The organism is Shewanella colwelliana, assembly GCF_001735525.1.
In the GTDB taxonomy this organism is placed as follows: domain Bacteria; phylum Pseudomonadota; class Gammaproteobacteria; order Enterobacterales; family Shewanellaceae; genus Shewanella; species Shewanella colwelliana.
Genome location: NZ_MCBT01000043.1, coordinates 101,502 through 119,218, shown reverse-complemented (window position 1 = coordinate 119,218; position 17,717 = coordinate 101,502). Strand labels below are relative to the sequence as shown.

At 45.6% G+C, this 17,717-nt stretch carries 16 protein-coding genes; 13 read left to right on the top strand and 3 right to left on the bottom strand.

The window, feature by feature from the left end:
* Positions 1-3 precede the first annotated feature (3 nt).
* From murA to BEL05_RS21055, 5 genes are all read left to right on the top strand, one after another.
* Positions 4-1,263 carry a UDP-N-acetylglucosamine 1-carboxyvinyltransferase gene (murA, locus tag BEL05_RS13535; protein WP_028762629.1) on the top strand — a complete coding sequence of 420 codons (1,260 nt, stop codon included), beginning with the start codon at positions 4-6 and terminating at the stop codon, positions 1,261-1,263.
* Between the two features lie 142 nt (positions 1,264-1,405).
* Positions 1,406-2,809, top strand: a complete 1,404-nt coding sequence (locus tag BEL05_RS13530) for a sensor histidine kinase (RefSeq protein ID WP_069671467.1) — start codon at positions 1,406-1,408, stop codon at positions 2,807-2,809.
* Positions 2,802-3,434 (top strand): response regulator, encoded by a 633-nt coding sequence (locus BEL05_RS13525; RefSeq protein WP_069671466.1) that lies wholly within the window; start codon positions 2,802-2,804, stop codon positions 3,432-3,434. The genes BEL05_RS13530 and BEL05_RS13525 overlap by 8 nt, the downstream gene beginning before the upstream one ends.
* Before the next feature lie 193 nt (positions 3,435-3,627).
* Complete coding sequence (locus BEL05_RS13520; protein ID WP_069671465.1) at positions 3,628-5,307, top strand: Ig-like domain-containing protein; 1,680 nt, start codon at positions 3,628-3,630, stop codon at positions 5,305-5,307.
* Between the two features lie 361 nt (positions 5,308-5,668).
* The gene (locus tag BEL05_RS21055) at positions 5,669-5,842 is read left to right on the top strand and encodes a hypothetical protein (RefSeq protein WP_156029374.1); all 174 of its coding nucleotides are present in this window, start codon (positions 5,669-5,671) and stop codon (positions 5,840-5,842) included.
* Positions 5,843-5,924: 82 nt separating this feature from the next.
* Here BEL05_RS21055 and degS read toward each other — a convergent pair whose 3' ends face one another.
* The 3 genes from degS to BEL05_RS13505 form a co-directional block, all read right to left on the bottom strand.
* Positions 5,925-7,004 (bottom strand): outer membrane-stress sensor serine endopeptidase DegS, encoded by a 1,080-nt coding sequence (gene degS, locus BEL05_RS13515; protein WP_028762633.1) that lies wholly within the window; start codon positions 7,002-7,004, stop codon positions 5,925-5,927.
* 147 nt (positions 7,005-7,151) lie between these two features.
* Positions 7,152-8,504 (bottom strand): Do family serine endopeptidase DegQ, encoded by a 1,353-nt coding sequence (gene degQ / locus BEL05_RS13510; RefSeq protein ID WP_028762634.1) that lies wholly within the window; start codon positions 8,502-8,504, stop codon positions 7,152-7,154.
* Between the two features lie 159 nt (positions 8,505-8,663).
* On the bottom strand, positions 8,664-8,987 hold the full coding sequence (locus BEL05_RS13505; RefSeq protein ID WP_037427943.1) for a ZapG family protein: 324 nt from the start codon (positions 8,985-8,987) through the stop codon (positions 8,664-8,666).
* Positions 8,988-9,101: 114 nt separating this feature from the next.
* On the opposite strand from BEL05_RS13505, the gene zapE reads away from it, so the two are divergent.
* The 8 genes from zapE (at position 9,102) to rlmB (ending at position 17,242) form a co-directional block, all read left to right on the top strand.
* Complete coding sequence (gene zapE / locus BEL05_RS13500; RefSeq protein ID WP_028762635.1) at positions 9,102-10,208, top strand: cell division protein ZapE; 1,107 nt, start codon at positions 9,102-9,104, stop codon at positions 10,206-10,208.
* Between the two features lie 274 nt (positions 10,209-10,482).
* A complete protein-coding gene (rplM, locus tag BEL05_RS13495) occupies positions 10,483-10,914 on the top strand; it encodes a 50S ribosomal protein L13 (RefSeq protein ID WP_028762636.1) in 432 nt (143 codons plus the stop codon).
* A 14-nt stretch (positions 10,915-10,928) separates the two neighbouring features.
* Positions 10,929-11,321 (top strand): 30S ribosomal protein S9, encoded by a 393-nt coding sequence (rpsI, locus tag BEL05_RS13490; protein WP_028762637.1) that lies wholly within the window; start codon positions 10,929-10,931, stop codon positions 11,319-11,321.
* 244 nt (positions 11,322-11,565) lie between these two features.
* Positions 11,566-11,754: a DUF2065 domain-containing protein gene (locus tag BEL05_RS13485; RefSeq protein ID WP_028762638.1), complete on the top strand. Its 189-nt coding sequence runs from the start codon at positions 11,566-11,568 to the stop codon at positions 11,752-11,754.
* A 66-nt stretch (positions 11,755-11,820) separates the two neighbouring features.
* Positions 11,821-13,116: an adenylosuccinate synthase gene (locus tag BEL05_RS13480; RefSeq protein WP_028762639.1), complete on the top strand. Its 1,296-nt coding sequence runs from the start codon at positions 11,821-11,823 to the stop codon at positions 13,114-13,116.
* 187 nt (positions 13,117-13,303) lie between these two features.
* Positions 13,304-13,924: a tetratricopeptide repeat protein gene (locus BEL05_RS13475; protein ID WP_069671464.1), complete on the top strand. Its 621-nt coding sequence runs from the start codon at positions 13,304-13,306 to the stop codon at positions 13,922-13,924.
* 43 nt (positions 13,925-13,967) lie between these two features.
* Positions 13,968-16,430 carry a ribonuclease R gene (rnr, locus tag BEL05_RS13470; RefSeq protein WP_028762641.1) on the top strand — a complete coding sequence of 821 codons (2,463 nt, stop codon included), beginning with the start codon at positions 13,968-13,970 and terminating at the stop codon, positions 16,428-16,430.
* Between the two features lie 71 nt (positions 16,431-16,501).
* The gene (gene rlmB, locus BEL05_RS13465; protein ID WP_069671463.1) at positions 16,502-17,242 is read left to right on the top strand and encodes a 23S rRNA (guanosine(2251)-2'-O)-methyltransferase RlmB; all 741 of its coding nucleotides are present in this window, start codon (positions 16,502-16,504) and stop codon (positions 17,240-17,242) included.
* Positions 17,243-17,717 lie beyond the last annotated feature (475 nt).

The following is a 17,717-nucleotide window of genomic DNA, read 5'->3' as shown; positions in this document are numbered from 1 at the left end:
ATTGTGGATAAATTAAAAATTCAGGCAAGCGGTAAACTCAGTGGCGAAGTCGTCATTTCTGGTGCTAAAAATGCGGCACTGCCCATTCTTATGGCGGGTGTGTTAGCGGATTCAGATTTTGTGGTCAGTAATGTTCCTAATCTCAGAGACGTGAATACCAGCTGCGAGCTGTTACGTTGTTTAGGCGCTGATGTTCAACGTCATGATGACGGTCAGATCACCATTTCGACCACGCATTTAAACGAATTCTGCGCGCCCTATGAATTGGTTAAAACCATGCGTGCATCAATTCTGATCTTAGGACCATTGCTTGCACGTTACGGTACGGCTGATGTATCACTGCCCGGTGGCTGTGCGATTGGTGCTCGTCCAGTTAACTTGCATCTGCATGGATTAGAGCAGATGGGCGCAAAGATAGAGGTTAAAGAGGGGTATATCAAGGCGCGAGTCGATGGACGTCTTAAAGGTGCACATATCTTTATGGATATGATCAGCGTTGGCGCCACCGAAAACCTTATTATGGCCGCGGCATTAGCTGATGGTGAAACTGTGATTGAAAACGCCGCGCGTGAACCTGAGGTTATCGATTTAGCCAACTGTTTGATTGCGATGGGGGCAAACATTAAAGGTGCTGGCACCGATACCATTCGTATTCAAGGTGTAGAAAAGCTGAGTGGTTGTCACTATCGCGTCATGCCTGACCGTATTGAAACTGGCAGCTTTTTAGTAGCTGCCGCGGTTACTCGCGGTAAGATTCGTTGTACAGCTGCGGATCCGTCAACGTTAGAGTCAGTGCTAGCTAAGTTAGAAGATGCAGGCGCACAGATTACAACAGGCGAAGATTGGATTGAGCTTGATATGCAAGATAAGCAGCCCAATGCCGTTAATATCAAAACCATGCCTTATCCAGGTTTTCCTACGGATATGCAGGCACAGTTTTGTGTGCTTAATGCACTAGCGCAAGGGACGGCAACCATTACTGAAACGATTTTTGAAAATCGTTTTATGCATGTGCCTGAGTTGATCCGTATGGGCGCCACAATGGAGCTTGAGGGGAATACTTGCATTATTCAAGGCATCGAAAAATTAAATGGTGCACAGGTGATGGCAACCGATCTGCGTGCGTCAGCGAGTTTGGTTATAGCTGGCCTTGTTGCCGACGGTGTAACGACGGTTGATCGTATCTACCATCTTGATCGTGGGTATGAGCATATCGAAGATAAATTTAAAGGCCTAGGCGGAGAAGTTGTTCGTACTCGCTAGCCTTTGAGACGATGATAAAAGCCACTGCACTAGAGTAGTGGCTTTTTTTTTGTGTGTATCAAAAGTCACTTATGCAATTGGAGTGAGGTAAATTGTTGTCGGGGTCACTGTTAACCTAACTTGAACCTGTTACGCTGGTTTTATGTCCACGTTTATTGTGTTCAACATCTATCTCTTCTACGGCTTGGTGTTCTTCTCCATCGGCTGCGTCGTGGTGTTTCGGAATTTCAAGTACAGTCAGCTGTCTATCTCACCGACCCTATGGGCGCTCGCCTTATTTGGTTTCTCCCATGCGTTCCATGAATGGTCAGAACTATATGTCATTCTGTTTGAAGCGGATATTCAGCCTCAATACCAAGTTTTAGTCGAGTGGCTTAGGCTGCTTAAATTGGCGCTCTCTTTTGCCAGCTTAATGATTTTTGCATGGCTGCTATTTGGCATTGTCCCTAACACTGTGGCAAAAGTAGGGCGAGGGTTGGTTGTCACTATTTTGCTGGTTTACTGCATGGCAGTGGTGCATTTTTCTAGCTCGTTCAATCTATCAGAAGATCTGTTTAGAGAAGCGGCTCATTACACGCGGTTGTTACTGGGTTTTGGTAGTGCGTTTCTTGCTGGCTGTGGTATTGCAATTTATGGCTACAGTTTAATGAAGGCCGAGCATGAATACGGGCATTATTTCATCGCCACTGGCATAGGCTTATGGATTTACGGTGTCATGGCAGGATTGGTCGCAACGGAGCTGCACGTTGGGGTACCTGTGTTGCGGACACTCGCCAGTGGGCTTGTTTTGTTTACTCTGTTTAAAGCCCTAAAAGTCTTTGATATTGAGCGAGAGAAGCTGACTGAAGCAAAGCTAAAGCGTGCGTTAGAAGCTGATAAATTTAAGGCGATTGGCCGACTGGCGACTGGGGTGGCTCATGAAATTAATAATCCATTAGCTTCATCTTCATTGGCGTTAGAGCTGCTTGAACGTAAATATCCCATTACCGATAGCGCGCAGCAAGAGTATGTTAACCGAGTGAGAATGGGCATTAGCCGCGCTGCAGACATTAGTAAAGAGCTGTTGGCTTATGCAAGGCCTAGATCGGAGTCATTTTCTACTGTTAATTTTGCTGAGGTTGCACAAGCGGCAATAAGACTCTTGTCTCACAAGCGTCGTGACTATCAAGTTGTGGTTGATTGTGAACCCAATATCCAGATAAATGGGCAGAAGATAAAGCTCGAAGAGTTATTGATAAATCTTTTATCTAATGCAATGGATGCCAGCGACGCTGGTGGGAAGATCCTACTGACCATTAAAAGTCAGGCTGGGCAGATCTGCTTATCGCTACAAGACTTTGGCCAAGGTATGGATAGCGAGACACTCAATCGAGCGACTGAGCTGTTTTTCTCAACTAAACCCATAGGACAGGGTACGGGCTTGGGCTTGGCTATTTGCGATGCAATTATCCGCGCTCATCATGGTGAGATGGCAATACGCAGTGAGTTGGGTAAGGGCACACAAATTGATATCCACTTTCCAATTGATAAGGACAGTTATGATTAATATTTTAATTGCTGAAGATGATGCTGACTTACGTATCAATATGGTGGATATATTAGAGTTAGAAGGTCATAAGGTGACGGCGGTTGATTGCGCGGAATTAGCGATAAGTGCCTGTGAGCAAGAGACATTCGACATCGCTTTAATGGATCTACTGATGCCTGGTATGACTGGTGTAGAGGCGATATCAAACTTGCGTCAATTGAACCCATTTTTAGCTATAGTCATCATCACGGCTTATGCAACCGTTGATACGGCGGTCGATGCCATGAAGAAAGGTGCTGACAGTGTGATGACCAAGCCCTTTAATGCGGGTGAACTGTTGATGACGATAAAGCGCAGTATTGCTGAAAAGCAGCTTTTAAAATCGGCCTCAGATATAGACCCTGACAGTGTGTATGCTGCATTGGCTAATCCCTTACGCCGGCGAACCCTTAAACAGTTGGGCACGCATAAACAGTTAAAATTTATGGATCTTTGCCGTTTAGTTGACGTGGAAGACCACACCAAATTTAACTTTCATCTGCGTCAGCTGAAAAAAGCGGGTTTGGTGCAACAAAATGAGAACAAGATCTACCTTTTGACAACGACTGGTCAATTTGTACTACAAAACCATAATTTATCATAGATCTTAATCATATGATTATATAGATATTAAATTAAATCTGATAACTAAAGTTCACAAAGTCTGAGTTGTTGTGAAATCGCCTCATCTATCCCTTTAGTGGTAAAGCGCAAATACTGTGAGTATGTCCAAAGAGACATATCAATCGCCCTCCCTGCAAAGTTGGTGATTGTCATAGCCACGAGAGGATGAACAAATGAGCAATCAAATTCCATGTAAAAAGCTACTGCTTGCTAGTATGATTTCTATGCTAGTGGCATGTGGTAGTGATAATGACGAAACCGTAACTCCCCCACCTGTTGATGAGAATAATGCACCGATAGCCGTTGCAGATACGGCAAAAGTGACTGTCTCTGAAATGGTGACAATTGATGTGTTAGCCAATGATACTGATGCTGATGGCGACACCTTAACGCTTGTTTCCGTTGACTCCACAAGCGCCGTAATAAAAGAGGGAAAAGTCGATTTTACTGCAGGAACATCGGCTGGTGAAGTGAAGTTCGGCTACACGATCACAGATGGCACCGATGAGGCGACAGGTGAAGTGACTGTGACTGTTGAGGCGGCCGTGATCCCAGAGCCTGATGTGCTCGCTTATGTTGGTTCAGCGGCATGTGCAGGTTGTCACGCTGATCAGCATGCAACGTTCTCTAAGACGGGTCACAACTTCAAAATTCAGAAAATTAGTGCAGGTGAACAACCAAGCTTCCCTTATACGCCTGAAGCAACCATTACAGGTGCAATCGACTTACTTGTGGATTCGACGCCAAATAACGACCTAGGTGCGCCTACAAGCTATGACGATGTGACTTACGTTGTGGGTGGTTACCACTGGAAAATGCGTTGGTTGGATAAAGATGGATACATAGTTACGGGTAAGAACGTACAGTACAATATTCGTAACGGTAAAGGCGAGCTCAATATTCCTGATAACCATCCTGCCGATGCAAGCGTGATGGGTGATTATAAATCTACAGAGTTTAACTATAAGTATAGCTGCGGTAACTGTCATACTACGGGTTGGAAACGCACAACAGATGTGGCGGGTGGCGATGAGCGTAATCCTAACCGTCAAGACGATCTGCCCGGTATGAATGGTACGTTTGCCGAGCAAGGTATTCAATGTGAGTCTTGCCATGGTGCCGGTAGCTTCCACGTTAAAGCCCCTTCTAAGGACAATATCACTAAAATCGCTGTTGCCCGTACTACTGATCAGTTCTTAGCCGATGATATGGCTTACGGTAAAGCGGTAACGTGTGCCGAGTGTCATACCCGTGATGGCGAGAAAGATTACCCATCCTTTGTGAGTAAATATAATACTTCGTATCCAAATGGCTCTAAAGTCGGTGGTCGTATTATCGCGAAAGGGGGGTTGGCACAGCATCACCAAACCGCTGATGAAATGTTAGGTGTTGTTCCTCAAGATTACGGTATTTATAAAGCCGGTGATGAGATTGGTGCCAAGAAGAGTATGACCTGTATCGATTGCCATGATTCTCATAAGTCGACGAAGAACCAAGATAGCACTGATGGCCTACACATGAATGCAGTGAAAGCGTGTACCGACTGTCACACTATGGCGTTCACGGATGGTGGCGGTTCATACGGACACGGCACATTAGCTGAATGTACAGATTGTCATATGCCTAAACTTGCTAAGAGCGCGGTAACGACAGCACCTAAGATGGGTGGCGCAGATGTGGTGTTTGGTGACATCAAGTCTCATCTATTCACCTTAGACTTATCAGCAGATGCGAAGCAGTTCAGCGATGATGGCAAGTATCAAATGCCATGGGGTACCGCTAAGTTTACCTGTGGTAACTGTCATGGAGATTATGCGCAGAAGGCGGCAGCGCTCTCCAAGGTACATAAATAACCATCACTAACTGTTAAAAGTGAAAAAGTAATTTGACCCCCAGAAAAGACCATCTCGGACATCGCCAGAGGTGGTCTTTTTTTGTCGCGGCACTGGTGCTTAGGCATGACAATAGTTTATACCAATCCCTTTAAATCCTGTTGCAGCGTTCAGGTTTGCATAGGTCTCTTACGCAAGTGTTATAGGGGCCGAGCGCTATTTTTCCCCCAAACTTGTGATGATTTTATCATCGGGTAACAATTGTTGGCGTATGCCGACGAATATAAGATGAAAAATGTTTAATTGACTTCATTTATTATAAGTAGCGCAACGCTGCTAAGATTAATAACATCAGTGGTTTAAGTTTCTTAAGGGAGGTTTTATGGAACATGGAAAGCGACTCGTTGCTTTGTTCGTTTTACTGCTTGCTGCGCTTGTGTTTTATGGCATAGGGATGCATTACAGTGCGCTGGCGTTTATCTTGGTGGGGGCGTTACTCGAATGCGGTTTCTGGTTGAAACTATTTAAAGGCGGTGAATCACCCAAGCATAAATAGTCGGCAATATAAAAAGCCAGCGTCGATGCTGGCTTTTTGCGGTTAGGAGTGGACGACACAAGTGGCGGCATATCCTTTATGGTTATTCTTCGCCGAAGTTTTCACCAATGGTCACAGGCACATCGTAATATTTCCCCAAGCGAATGATGGTCATAGTGACCACTGTGCCAGGTTGTGCTTCGGCAATTCTATCCATTAGCATTTCGACACCAGGTACGATTTCACCATCAAATTTAGTGATCACATCGCGAGGCCTAAGTTTAGCTTGCGCCGCAGGGCCTTGGGGATCGATACCTGTCACCATGACTCCCGTTAAATCTGGCAAGTTTAAAATTTGCGCCATAACAGGATTGATGGGTTCGCCTGTGATGCCTAATGCCCCTCGGATCACCCGACCATCTTTGATCAGTTTCCCCATGATGCTGTGTGCCAGTTTGATAGGAATGGCAAAGTTGATCCCATGACCACCGCCTTCACCACCAATTTGGAAGGCGGCTGTATTAATACCTATGAGTTGACCACTGGTATCAATGAGGGCCCCGCCAGAGTTGCCCGCATTAATCGCTGCATCAGTTTGTAAGAAGTCTAAGTAACCTGAGCTGAGGCCATTACGACCGGTTGCGCTGATAATGCCTTGAGTAATGGTTTGGCCAAGGTTGTAGGGATTGCCTATGGCTAATACCACGTCACCAACCTGTGCAGGAATCTCAATATTAATGGGTACTATTGGTAGCGCATCACCCTCAATTTTCAGCACCGCAAGATCGGTTACAGAGTCAGAACCCACGACTTCAGAGGTAAATTTACGCCCATCCTGCAGAGCAACAACTATCTCGTCAGCTTTTTTAATGACATGGTAATTGGTAAGAATATAGCCTTCTTTACTCATGATCACGCCTGAGCCAAGTCCTTGCAACGATCCTGAATTAAGCGGTTGGTTTTGATTGATACTCAAGCTGTAGATGTTAACGACTGCTGGTGCTGCGCGCCTAACGGCTTGGGAAAAGGAGAGCTCTATGCCGTTTTGCCCTCTTTGCTGGAAAAAGGTGGAGTGATTACCTTGGCCTGTTATGAGTGGCGTTACGATTAGGAACACTGCAGCCATAATAAGACCAAAAAGGATCGCTTTGCCAATATAGAGTGCAGTGTCTTTTAAAGTCATGAGTCAGAAAAATATGAGAAAAGTTGCGTTAGATTAACATGTTTATTTATGCGGCACTATTGGCTATTTGTTTGTGCTCTTATCCAATGAGGGGCATCAAATAAAAGAGGCCATGCGGTGGCATGGCCTCAATAGGTAAGCGCGGTGCTATCTCAAAACAAGGTATAAACTTGTTTTGCCGCGTAAGATTTTAAGTGCTACTGCGCCTTGTTGCTCTTTAAGTTCAGCTTTTAGCTCTTTAAGATCATCAATGCGTGTGCGGTTAACGCCGACAATGATGTCACCTTTTTGCAGGCCACTCGCTGCTGCAGGAGAGCTCTGGGCAATATCGGTAATTTCTACGCCCTTTTTATCGTTCTCTAGCTTTGCACCATCGAGCATTGGGTGTACTGCACCTGCTGAGGTTTCAGTTGATTGACTGGCTTCACCTAAGGTTACAGTGACCGTTTCTTTATCACCATCACGGATGAGTCCAAGTTTTACCTTAGCTCCAGCGCCCATGGTGGCGACTTTGGCACGCAGTTCTTGGAATGATTTAATGGCACGATCATTCACACTCACAATGATGTCACCAGCTTTGAGGCCCGCTTTATCGGCGGCGCTATCGGGCATGACTTCATTTACGAAACCGCCGTGCTGGGTATCGAGGCCAAAACCTTGGGCTAGTTCGCTGTCGAGATCGCGGCCACTGACACCAAGTACGCCACGGCGCACCTCGCCATGCTCGATGATTTGATCAATCAAGTTATTGACCATATTGGCAGGAATTGCAAAGCCGATACCCACGTTACCACCACCTGGTGCAACGATTGCGGTATTAATACCAATCAGCTCACCATTTAGATTAACTAGCGCACCACCAGAGTTACCGCTATTGATCGCGGCATCAGTTTGAATGAAGTTTTCTAACATCTCGATGCCCAGTCCACTGCGTCCCATGGCACTAACAATACCGGAGGTCACGGTTTGGCCTAATCCAAAGGGATTGCCGATGGCGACGGCGAAATCGCCAACACGTAATTCGTCAGAGTCGGCACGTTTTAATGCGGTGAGGTTTTTAGCCTTAATTTGCAGTAAGGCGATATCGGACTCCGCATCACTGCCTATTAATTTGGCTTCAATCTCTCTGCCATCGTGTAGGCCGATCAAGATCTCGTCAGCACCTTCGATAACGTGATTGTTGGTGACGATATAGCCCTCTTCGGCGTTGATAATGACCCCAGAACCCAATCCTTTAAATGGACGCTCCTGCACTTGCTCTCTTGGGGCGTTTGGGCCAAAGAAGTAGCGAAATGCATCAGGTACGCGCTGTTTAGATACATGGGTTCCCGATACCGCAACAGCGACGACGGCTGGCGTGGTCTTCTCTAGCATCGGCGCAAGGCTAGGGACTTGCTGTCCATCTACAGCGAGCGGAATTGCTGCGTGTGATATGGCAGGCATTACCATAAGGCTGGCGCTTAAAACGGCGGCTGAAAGTAGTGATAGTTTTGTTTTCATCAATTCATGACTCCAATGCTGGGATAATGGACTTATGATCGCTTTAGATATAGGGCTGCTTTGCCATAAATCAAGTCGTTAATCTTAAATCTGTTATCCAATCGGACTGTATGCAGCAAAGGAAAGTTCACCTGATTAACAAAGGTTAATATTTTGCTGCTAAACCGGTTTATCTTCCAAGGTTGATGCGGACATCTCTGCAGCCGCTAATGGCTTGTTACTATTTTGTGGTGCGATAATGGCCGAAGAGTCATTCCACTGGCTAGATAGCTTACTGATGGTTTGAGTTAATTCGGCAAGCTGGCGGTGATGCTCTTCAACATGATCGTTAACCTCCTGCTTATATTGGCTTAATTCTAGTTTTGCTTGTTCGGCTAATTTACTACTGCTGGCAGAATTTCCATTGCGACTCAATAATGTGCGTCCGACATAACCTAGCAATAACCCAATAACGAAAGCGGCGACAACTAATGCCCACTCCATAGTAACTCCTTAAACATCTATAAAAACTGATTAACTAAGCTGGCAATATACCCTGTAGAAGTGAGCCATGATACCATCGCCAGGTTGATTTAAGGATAGAAGAGAATAATTCACGTGTCGTACCTCACCCCATGGCAACATTACCAACAAGACTTGCAGCGCGAAGAGTTTTCACATGATCTTGCGCAGGAGCAGGCGGTTAAATCTCTACAAAGAGTGTTTGAAGAACTTATTACTGCGCAGCAAAAGCCTAGCGGAATCGCCAAGCTGTTTAGTTTTATGGGGAAGGGCACGTCACCAGTGAAAGGCTTGTACTTGTGGGGCGGGGTCGGGAGAGGTAAAACCTATCTTATGGATACCTTCTTTGACGCACTACCAGGTGAGCGCAAACTCAGGGCACACTTTCACCGTTTCATGCATCAAATTCATATTGATTTGGATGGACTCAAAGGTCAAAGAGACCCATTACTGGTTATTGCAAAGCGTATGGCTGAGCGTTATCAGGTGATCTGTTTCGATGAGTTCTTTGTCTCAGATATCACTGACGCCATGTTACTGGGTACGCTTTTTGAAGCCTTATTTGCCGAAGGCGTTGCGCTGGTGGCCACTTCTAATATTATTCCTGACGAGTTATATCGCAATGGCTTGCAGCGAGCGCGCTTTCTGCCGGCAATTGCACTGATTAATAAACATTGTGAAATCCTCAACGTAGATAGTGGTATCGATTATCGTCTGCGCACCCTAGAGCAAGCCGAAATCTACCATTATCCCTTAGATCCTCAAGCTGATGAGAATCTATTAAGCTATTTCGACAAATTGGCACCAGAATCAGAGGTATCAATAGCCGCCATCGATATCGATGGGCGCGATATTGAGATACGTAAGCAGGCTCAAGGTGTACTGCTCATCAATTTTAGAGACCTCTGCGATGGTCCACGTAGTCAACGAGACTATATGGAGATGGCCTGTTTGTACCATACTGTGCTGCTCAGTAATGTGGAGCAGATGGGCAGTCAAACCACTGGTGATGATATCGCACGTCGCTTCTTGGCCATGGTCGATGAGTTCTACGAGCGTAACGTGAAACTCATCATCTCCGCTGACGTCGCATTAGAGGATATTTATACCGATGGCTTACTGTCGTTTGAGTTCAAACGCTGCCGCTCAAGGTTGACTGAGATGCAGTCACATGACTACCTCGCGTTAGAGCATCTGCCTTAATACAAAATGCCAAATGGATAATTGTTGCTTTTGTCTATTTGGCGACTAAAGGAAAGTAAAGCGAAAGAATTCCTGTAAATTAGCTAAAAAATTAGATGATTTTTAACTCAGCTTTGTCTATAATTCGCGACCTGCCCTCGTTACTCCGCTAATAAGGCGGAAGATGTAAAGCCTTATTCTTTGCTCGAAGGGGTAGAGAATGGCACTTTTTGTGTTGTTATTTAATGATGAATGACGGCATGTGAGACAGAATTTTAACATTGGGTTTTTGTAAATGAAGACTACTTTTACTGCTACACCAGAAACCGTTACTCGCGACTGGTATGTTGTTGATGCTGAAGGTAAAACTTTAGGTCGTATCGCTACTGAGATTGCTGCTCGCCTACGTGGTAAGCACAAGCCTGAGTATACTCCTCATGTAGATACTGGCGATTACATCATCGTTATCAACGCTGAGAAAGTTACTGTTACTGGTAATAAAGCGAAAGGCAAAGTGTACTACTCGCACTCTGGTTTCATTGGTGGCATTAAGCAGATCACCTTTGAAAAGCTGCAAGATCATAAGCCTGAAATGATCATCGAGAAAGCAGTTAAGGGTATGTTACCTAAAGGTCCTTTAGGACGTGCCATGTTCCGTAAACTTAAAGTTTACGCTGGTACAGAACATAACCACGCTGCACAACAACCTCAAGTTCTTGATATCTAAACAGGATTAAGCAAATGGCTGCAACTCAGTACTACGGCACTGGCCGTCGCAAAACATCTACTGCTCGCGTATTCGCTAAAGCAGGTAGTGGTAACATCGTCGTGAACCAACGTCCACTTGACGAATACTTTGGTCGTGAAACTGCTCGTATGGTTGTTCGTCAACCACTAGAGCTAGTTGAAATGACTGATAAGCTAGACATCTATGTAACTGTTAAGGGCGGTGGAACCACTGGCCAAGCAGGTGCAATCCGTCACGGTATCACTCGTGCACTGATGGAACTTGATGAAGCTCTACGTCCATCTCTACGCGCTGCTGGTTTTGTTACCCGTGATGCTCGTAAAGTTGAGCGTAAGAAAGTGGGTCTACGTAAAGCACGTCGTAAGCCACAATTCTCAAAGCGTTAATATTTCGCTTCGAAAATTCAAAAACCCAGCTATATGCTGGGTTTTTTATGGCTGTCATAAAGTGACTCCGAGCTTCAAGAGCGGTAAGCTTGTCGATTTCGCTTAAGTGATTGGTATAATATCAGGGTTATATCCAGTGCATGGGTTACCCAAATATTAGCGATAGCGCCATTTTGGTTTATAGTGGTTTTACTTTGATTTAGCCATTTTTGAACTTAACTGTTCTGGATAGGGAACAATAGATATGTCATTTCAACTAATCATGCTCGCGTTGGCGTTAGTGCTCATTATTGAAGGTGTCGGGCCACTTTTATTTCCCAATCGATGGCAGGCGTATTTGAAAGAAATTTCCAATCAAAATCAGCGGGTTTTACAAAGATTAGGCGGTGCTTTAGTGACGGCTGGCGTGGTCATATTGATTATTTTTTCATAAATTACTTGCAACTTCCCCCCTAAGATCTGCTAAAATCCCGTTTTAACCACTACCTTGCAGCAAATAATGGGCAAAAACGTCGTAGTTCTCGGCACCCAATGGGGTGACGAAGGAAAGGGTAAGATAGTCGATCTACTTACCGAACAGGCCAAATATGTCGTTCGTTATCAAGGTGGCCACAATGCGGGTCACACTCTTGTTATCGATGGTGACAAAACCGTTCTTCATCTAATTCCATCAGGGATCTTACGTGATAATGTAAAATGCATTATCGGTAACGGTGTGGTGCTTGCACCAGATGCGCTGATGAAAGAGATCAACATGCTTAAAGAGCGTGGCGTACCTGTAGAGGAACGTCTACTAATCTCTGAAGCATGTCCTTTGATCCTTCCCTTCCATTGCGCCTTAGATATTGCTCGTGAAAAAGCACGCGGCAATAATGCTATTGGTACAACTGGTCGTGGTATTGGTCCTGCATACGAAGATAAGGTTTCACGCCGTGGTCTTCGTGTTGGTGATCTGTTTGATGCAGAGCTATTTGCAGAGAAACTGAAAGATGTGATGGCTTATCACAACTTCATGTTGACTGAATACTACAAGTGCGAAGCAGTTGATTACGAAGAGACATTGAAAGATGCTCTCGCAATCGCTGATTACCTTAAGAGTATGTGCACCGATGTGACTGAGCTTCTTGATCAGGCACGTAAAGCTGGTGAGCCTATTCTGTTTGAAGGCGCACAAGGTACATTGTTGGATATCGACCACGGTACTTATCCTTTTGTAACCTCTTCTAACACAACCGCTGGTGGTGTTGCGACAGGTTCAGGATTTGGTCCTCGCCATTTAGATTACGTTCTAGGGATCATGAAAGCTTACACCACACGTGTTGGTGCAGGTCCTTTCCCTACAGAGCTTGATTGTGAAATTGGTGATCATCTAGGTACTAAAGGCCATGAGTTCGGTGCGACCACTGGTCGTAAGCGTCGTCCTGGTTGGTTAGATATCGTTGCGATGAAGCGTGCAGTACAGATTAACAGCATCAGCGGTTTCTGCTTAACTAAGCTTGACGTATTAGACGGCTTAGAAGAAGTGAAAATCTGTGTTGGTTATGAGTATCCAGATGGCTCAGTTGCAACGGTTACACCGCTTGCAGCAGAAGGTTATGAGCAGGTAACTCCTGTGCTTGAAACCATGCCTGGTTGGAGCGAAACCACATTTGGTGCGACCTCTGTAGCGCAACTGCCACAAGCAGCTTTGGACTACATCAAGCGTATCGAAGAGCTACTAGAAACGCCGGTAGATATTATCTCAACGGGTCCCGATAGAAACGAGACCATGATTCTGGTGAATCCGTTTAGTTAATAGAAAGGGCCGCGTTAAGCGGCCTTTTTATTGAGTGAAGTAAAATAAACAGCTATAACTATGACCGGAGCCTTTAAGGTATCGTCAATACTGCCGATAAGATAAGTTATACCGCCCCTTTTAGATGTGTAATGCGGCTTAGGTAGCGCTGTTACCCTGGGCATAGAACAGATATAGAGAATTTTTTATGTTACGTCTCCTATTCTTTATTGCTTTGCTCTGCTTATCTTCCATTACGTCGGCAGAGCCCAAAGCAGTTGATATTTATAGCCAAGAGCAGTTAATTGACATGATCCGTGATAAGTCTTACCTCACAAGGGTTAAAGGCGATGATTGTCAATTAGTACAAGATATTGAGGCGCGAGCCGAAGTATTGAAACAACCCTTATATCAATACCTTTGGGCAGAAATGCTCAATTATGGAATTTGCGTAAAGGCCAATCCTCCCAGAGGTATCTCTTTGCTACGCAACGCAGCCGAACAAGGTGGCGCTGAAGCGATGGTTCGGATTGCAGAGTATTACCATGATGGTAAGTTTGTGATCCAAGATAAAGAGCGCGCAGTACAATACACGCTGCCCGCGGCCGCCAATGGTGACTTACCCGCACGCATGATGTTGGTAAGACTCTTTGGAGAAGGTTATGGTAGCCCACGAGATTACGAGATGGGTTATCACTGGCTTTATAATGATGTATTTAGTGATGAGGCAACTAAGCAACAAGCCTTAAAATTGTTGAAGGTGCTAGAAGCAAAAATGCCCCCCAGTGCAGTGGACAGGGCGAAGCAGGAGCATCTGAAATCCCTGTAATAGCCCCAAGCGATAGCGCTGGGGTCGACATTTTGGATATTGAATGATCAAAGATCCGCATATAAAGCGTGAACAAGAGAAGTATGAAAACCCCATTCCTAGCCGTGAGTATATTTTAGATTACTTACGTTCAGAGAAATCACCCCTAAATCGTGAAAAAATCGCTAATGCTCTCAAAATAGTTGATGAAGATCAGCTAGAAGCATTGCGTCGCCGCTTACGAGCCATGGAGCGAGACGGTGAGCTAGTTTTCACTCGTGGGCAAGCCTATGGCCTGCCAGAGCGTATGGACTTGCTTAGCGGCACCGTTATCGGTCATCGTGACGGTTTTGGTTTTCTCAAACTCGATGAAGGTGGCGACGACCTCTATATCAATAACCGTGACATGCAGATGTATTTCCACGGTGATAAGGTCCTTGCTCAAAAAGCGGGTGTCGACCGTAAGGGTCGCCGTGAAGCACGTATTGTGCGCTTAACCCATCAACGAACAGCGCCGCTAGTGGGTCGCTTCCATTTAGATTCAGGCATGGCATTTGTTATTGCCGACGATCGCCGCATTACGCAGGAGATCCTGATCCCTGATGAAGACCGCGCTGGTGCACGCCAAGGCGATGTGGTCGTAGTTGAGCTGACTCGCCGTCCTGGTCGATATGTGAAAGCGGCAGGTAAAGTCACCGAAGTCTTAGGGAAAGAGTTAGCACCTGGGATGGAGATTGAGATTGCGCTGCGTAACTACGATCTGCCCCACACTTGGTCAAGCATGATCGAGAAGAAGCTGCGTAAGATCCCTGACGAAGTCACAGAGACTGACAAGCAAGGGCGTGTCGATCTGCGACATTTGCCTCTAGTGACCATTGATGGCGAAGATGCTCGCGATTTTGATGATGCCGTGTATGCAGAAACTAAAAAGAGTGGTGGTTGGCGTTTATGGGTGGCGATTGCCGATGTGAGCCATTATGTGCGCACCGAATCGGCCTTAGATACTGAAGCGCGAGCCCGTGGTAACTCTGTCTATTTCCCATCGCAAGTGATCCCAATGCTGCCAGAGAAGATCTCTAATGGTTTGTGTTCCTTGATGCCAGAGGTTGATCGTCTGTGTATGGTGGCTGAGATGACAATTTCTGCCGCAGGTAAACTATCTGGCTATAAATTTTACCCAGCGGTGATGCATTCTCATGCACGACTAACCTATACCCAAGTTGCCGATATGCTAGAAGGTGGTGAGGTGAGCGATAAGCTCAAACCGATATTCCCGCATCTGCAGACCTTGCAATCCTTGTATCTCACTTTAGATGAGACCCGTGCCCAGCGTGGTGCCATTGCGTTTGAAACCACTGAAACGCAGTTTATCTTTAATGCCGATCGCAAAATTGATCGCATCGAACCAAGGCATCGTAATCAGGCTCATAAGATCATCGAAGAATGTATGATCTTGGCCAACGTTGCGTCAGCAAAATTTGTGCAAAAACATAAAGGCGAAGTGCTGTACCGCGTACATGAGGCACCATCAGAGCAAAAATTAACTAACTTTAAGGATTTTCTTAAAGAACGTGGCCTAACGATGAGTGGTGGTCTAGAACCAACCCCTGCAGATTACCAGGCGATAATGGAAAAGATCGCTGATAGGCCAGACGCTGAATTGATTCAAGTAATGCTACTGCGCTCAATGCGGCAAGCCACCTATACGCCTGATAACGAAGGTCATTTTGGCCTAGCCTTGGAAGAGTACTCCCACTTTACATCGCCAATTCGTCGTTATCCCGATCTGGTATTGCATCGAGTGATTCGTTATTTGTTGGCCAAAGAGCGTGGGGAAAGCGTTGATAAGTGGACCCCAGATGGAGGGTATCACTACAAGATTGAAGAGTTAGATCAACTTGGTGAAGAATGTTCTACGACAGAGCGCCGCGCCGATGAGGCTACCCGCGATGTGAATGACTGGCTTAAGTGCGAGTTTATGCAAGATCATGTCGGCGACACCTTCGAAGCCGTTATCGCTTCAGTGACGCACTTTGGCATGTTTGTACGCCTAAATGATCTATTTATCGATGGATTAGTGCATATTTCAAGCCTAGGCAGTGACTACTATCAATACGATAATATGCGTCAGCGCTTGGTGGGTGAGGCTTCTGGTCAGATTTATCAGTTAGGAGATGCGGTAACCGTAAAGGTTGCGGGCGTAAACCTCGATGATCGCCAAATAGATTTGATGATGGTGGGTGATGATGCTGGCTCCCCAAGACGCACAAAAGGTAAGAAACCTTTAACGGCTCGTGAGCGGGTTAACCTAGAAGGTGCCAAGCAGGGTAAGAGCGACAGTGATAAATCCGGGCGAAAACCACGACGTAGCAGCAGTAAAAGCGGCAGCAGAAAACCCAGTACGGCTAAATCGGGTGTGGCCAAACCGGGCGCTGATAAAGGTAAGTCTGCATCAGCTAAAAGTAGTGCGAGCAAAGCCAAGACTGGTGCTAAAAAGCGTAAGCCGGTTAAGCGTAAAACCAAATAGTAAAGCCCATAGCATTCAGCAATCGATGATTGAGTGCGGTAGGTTGAAGCAGAAATAAGAGAAATCAATAAATGAAAAAACAAGATATCACCTTCGGGATTCATGCACTTGAAGCTGTGTTAAACCATAGTCCAGAGCGTGTGATTGAAATGTGGGTGCTACAGGGGCGTGATGATCAACGTCTTACGCCACTACTTGAGATTGCCGCCCAATATGGCGTATCTATCCAAAAAACGTCCCGCAAAGCTCTCGATGAGAAAGCGGGCAGCACACAACACCAAGGTGTGCTAGCGCGTGTTAAAGCCGTTAAGCAGCTTAACGACAATGACTTGTTAGCGTTATTAGAGAAAACAGAAATGCCATTTTTGTTGATCCTTGACGGCGTTACCGATCCGCATAATCTTGGTGCCTGTTTACGTAACGCCGATGCAGCAGGTGTTCATGGCGTCATTGTACCTCGAGACAACTCTGTAGGCTTAACACCTGTCGTCAGCAAGGTTGCTTGTGGCGCTGCCGAAGTGGTCCCCTTGTATCAGGTGACCAACCTTGCGCGCACGATGAAAGCACTGCAAGAGAAGGGTGTTTGGATTATCGGTGCAGCGGGTGAAGCAGAGCACGATCTCTACAAAGCCGATTTAAAAGGCCCGATTGCTATTGCTATGGGGGCTGAAGATAAAGGCTTGCGTCGTTTAACGCGTGAGAGTTGTGACTCGCTAGCATCGATTCCTATGTCGGGTAGTGTTTCAAGCTTAAATGTTTCGGTAGCGACCGGGATTTGTTTGTTTGAAGCGGTTCGCCAAAGAATTAGCTAATCGCCAATTCGATTGTTGAATTTGTGTGTTGGCCTTTAGTAAGCCGATAGCTTTTGAGAAATGTCGATGAAGTGTAAATTTCGTCGGCATTTTTGTTTTTGGCGTTTGATCAAGTTATCTACTTAGACTAGAGTCTCGCAGCCTTTACCTTCTTTGTTATCAATCGTCAGCCCGGCGAGTTAAAGCCTAAAGTGTTTTGTTTACTTGGATTGAGAGCTGTGCTCGTACAATTTGTTATTCATACCATTTGAGCAAATTTTCCTCGTCTGTCTAATCGAGGATAAGGCGCTAACCTTAGTCCACTTAGTGCCTCAAGAGCAATACAGTATTTAAGCATCATCGCGAAATCTCCTTTTTTGTTTCAATTCGTTAACAATACTCGCTTTCATTTTGAGCACTTTTCGTTGTACTCTGAGGAGCAATCAACAAATAGTGGCGTAGATCACAAAATTATAAAGATAAAAATGGCGAGGTT

Excerpts from the sequence above, each read along its gene's own strand:
- BEL05_RS13530 (WP_069671467.1), top strand. The coding sequence starts at position 1,406 with ATGTCCACGTTTATTGTGTTCAACATCTATCTCTTCTACGGCTTGGTG.
- BEL05_RS13525 (WP_069671466.1), top strand. The coding sequence starts at position 2,802 with ATGATTAATATTTTAATTGCTGAAGATGATGCTGACTTACGTATCAAT.
- BEL05_RS13520 (WP_069671465.1), top strand. The coding sequence starts at position 3,628 with ATGAGCAATCAAATTCCATGTAAAAAGCTACTGCTTGCTAGTATGATT.
- BEL05_RS21055 (WP_156029374.1), top strand. The coding sequence starts at position 5,669 with ATGGAACATGGAAAGCGACTCGTTGCTTTGTTCGTTTTACTGCTTGCT.
- degS (WP_028762633.1), bottom strand. The coding sequence starts at position 7,004 with ATGACTTTAAAAGACACTGCACTCTATATTGGCAAAGCGATCCTTTTT.
- degQ (WP_028762634.1), bottom strand. The coding sequence starts at position 8,504 with ATGAAAACAAAACTATCACTACTTTCAGCCGCCGTTTTAAGCGCCAGC.
- BEL05_RS13505 (WP_037427943.1), bottom strand. The coding sequence starts at position 8,987 with ATGGAGTGGGCATTAGTTGTCGCCGCTTTCGTTATTGGGTTATTGCTA.
- rplM (WP_028762636.1), top strand. The coding sequence starts at position 10,483 with ATGAAGACTACTTTTACTGCTACACCAGAAACCGTTACTCGCGACTGG.
- rpsI (WP_028762637.1), top strand. The coding sequence starts at position 10,929 with ATGGCTGCAACTCAGTACTACGGCACTGGCCGTCGCAAAACATCTACT.
- BEL05_RS13485 (WP_028762638.1), top strand. The coding sequence starts at position 11,566 with ATGTCATTTCAACTAATCATGCTCGCGTTGGCGTTAGTGCTCATTATT.
- BEL05_RS13480 (WP_028762639.1), top strand. The coding sequence starts at position 11,821 with ATGGGCAAAAACGTCGTAGTTCTCGGCACCCAATGGGGTGACGAAGGA.
- BEL05_RS13475 (WP_069671464.1), top strand. The coding sequence starts at position 13,304 with ATGTTACGTCTCCTATTCTTTATTGCTTTGCTCTGCTTATCTTCCATT.
- rnr (WP_028762641.1), top strand. The coding sequence starts at position 13,968 with ATGATCAAAGATCCGCATATAAAGCGTGAACAAGAGAAGTATGAAAAC.
- rlmB (WP_069671463.1), top strand. The coding sequence starts at position 16,502 with ATGAAAAAACAAGATATCACCTTCGGGATTCATGCACTTGAAGCTGTG.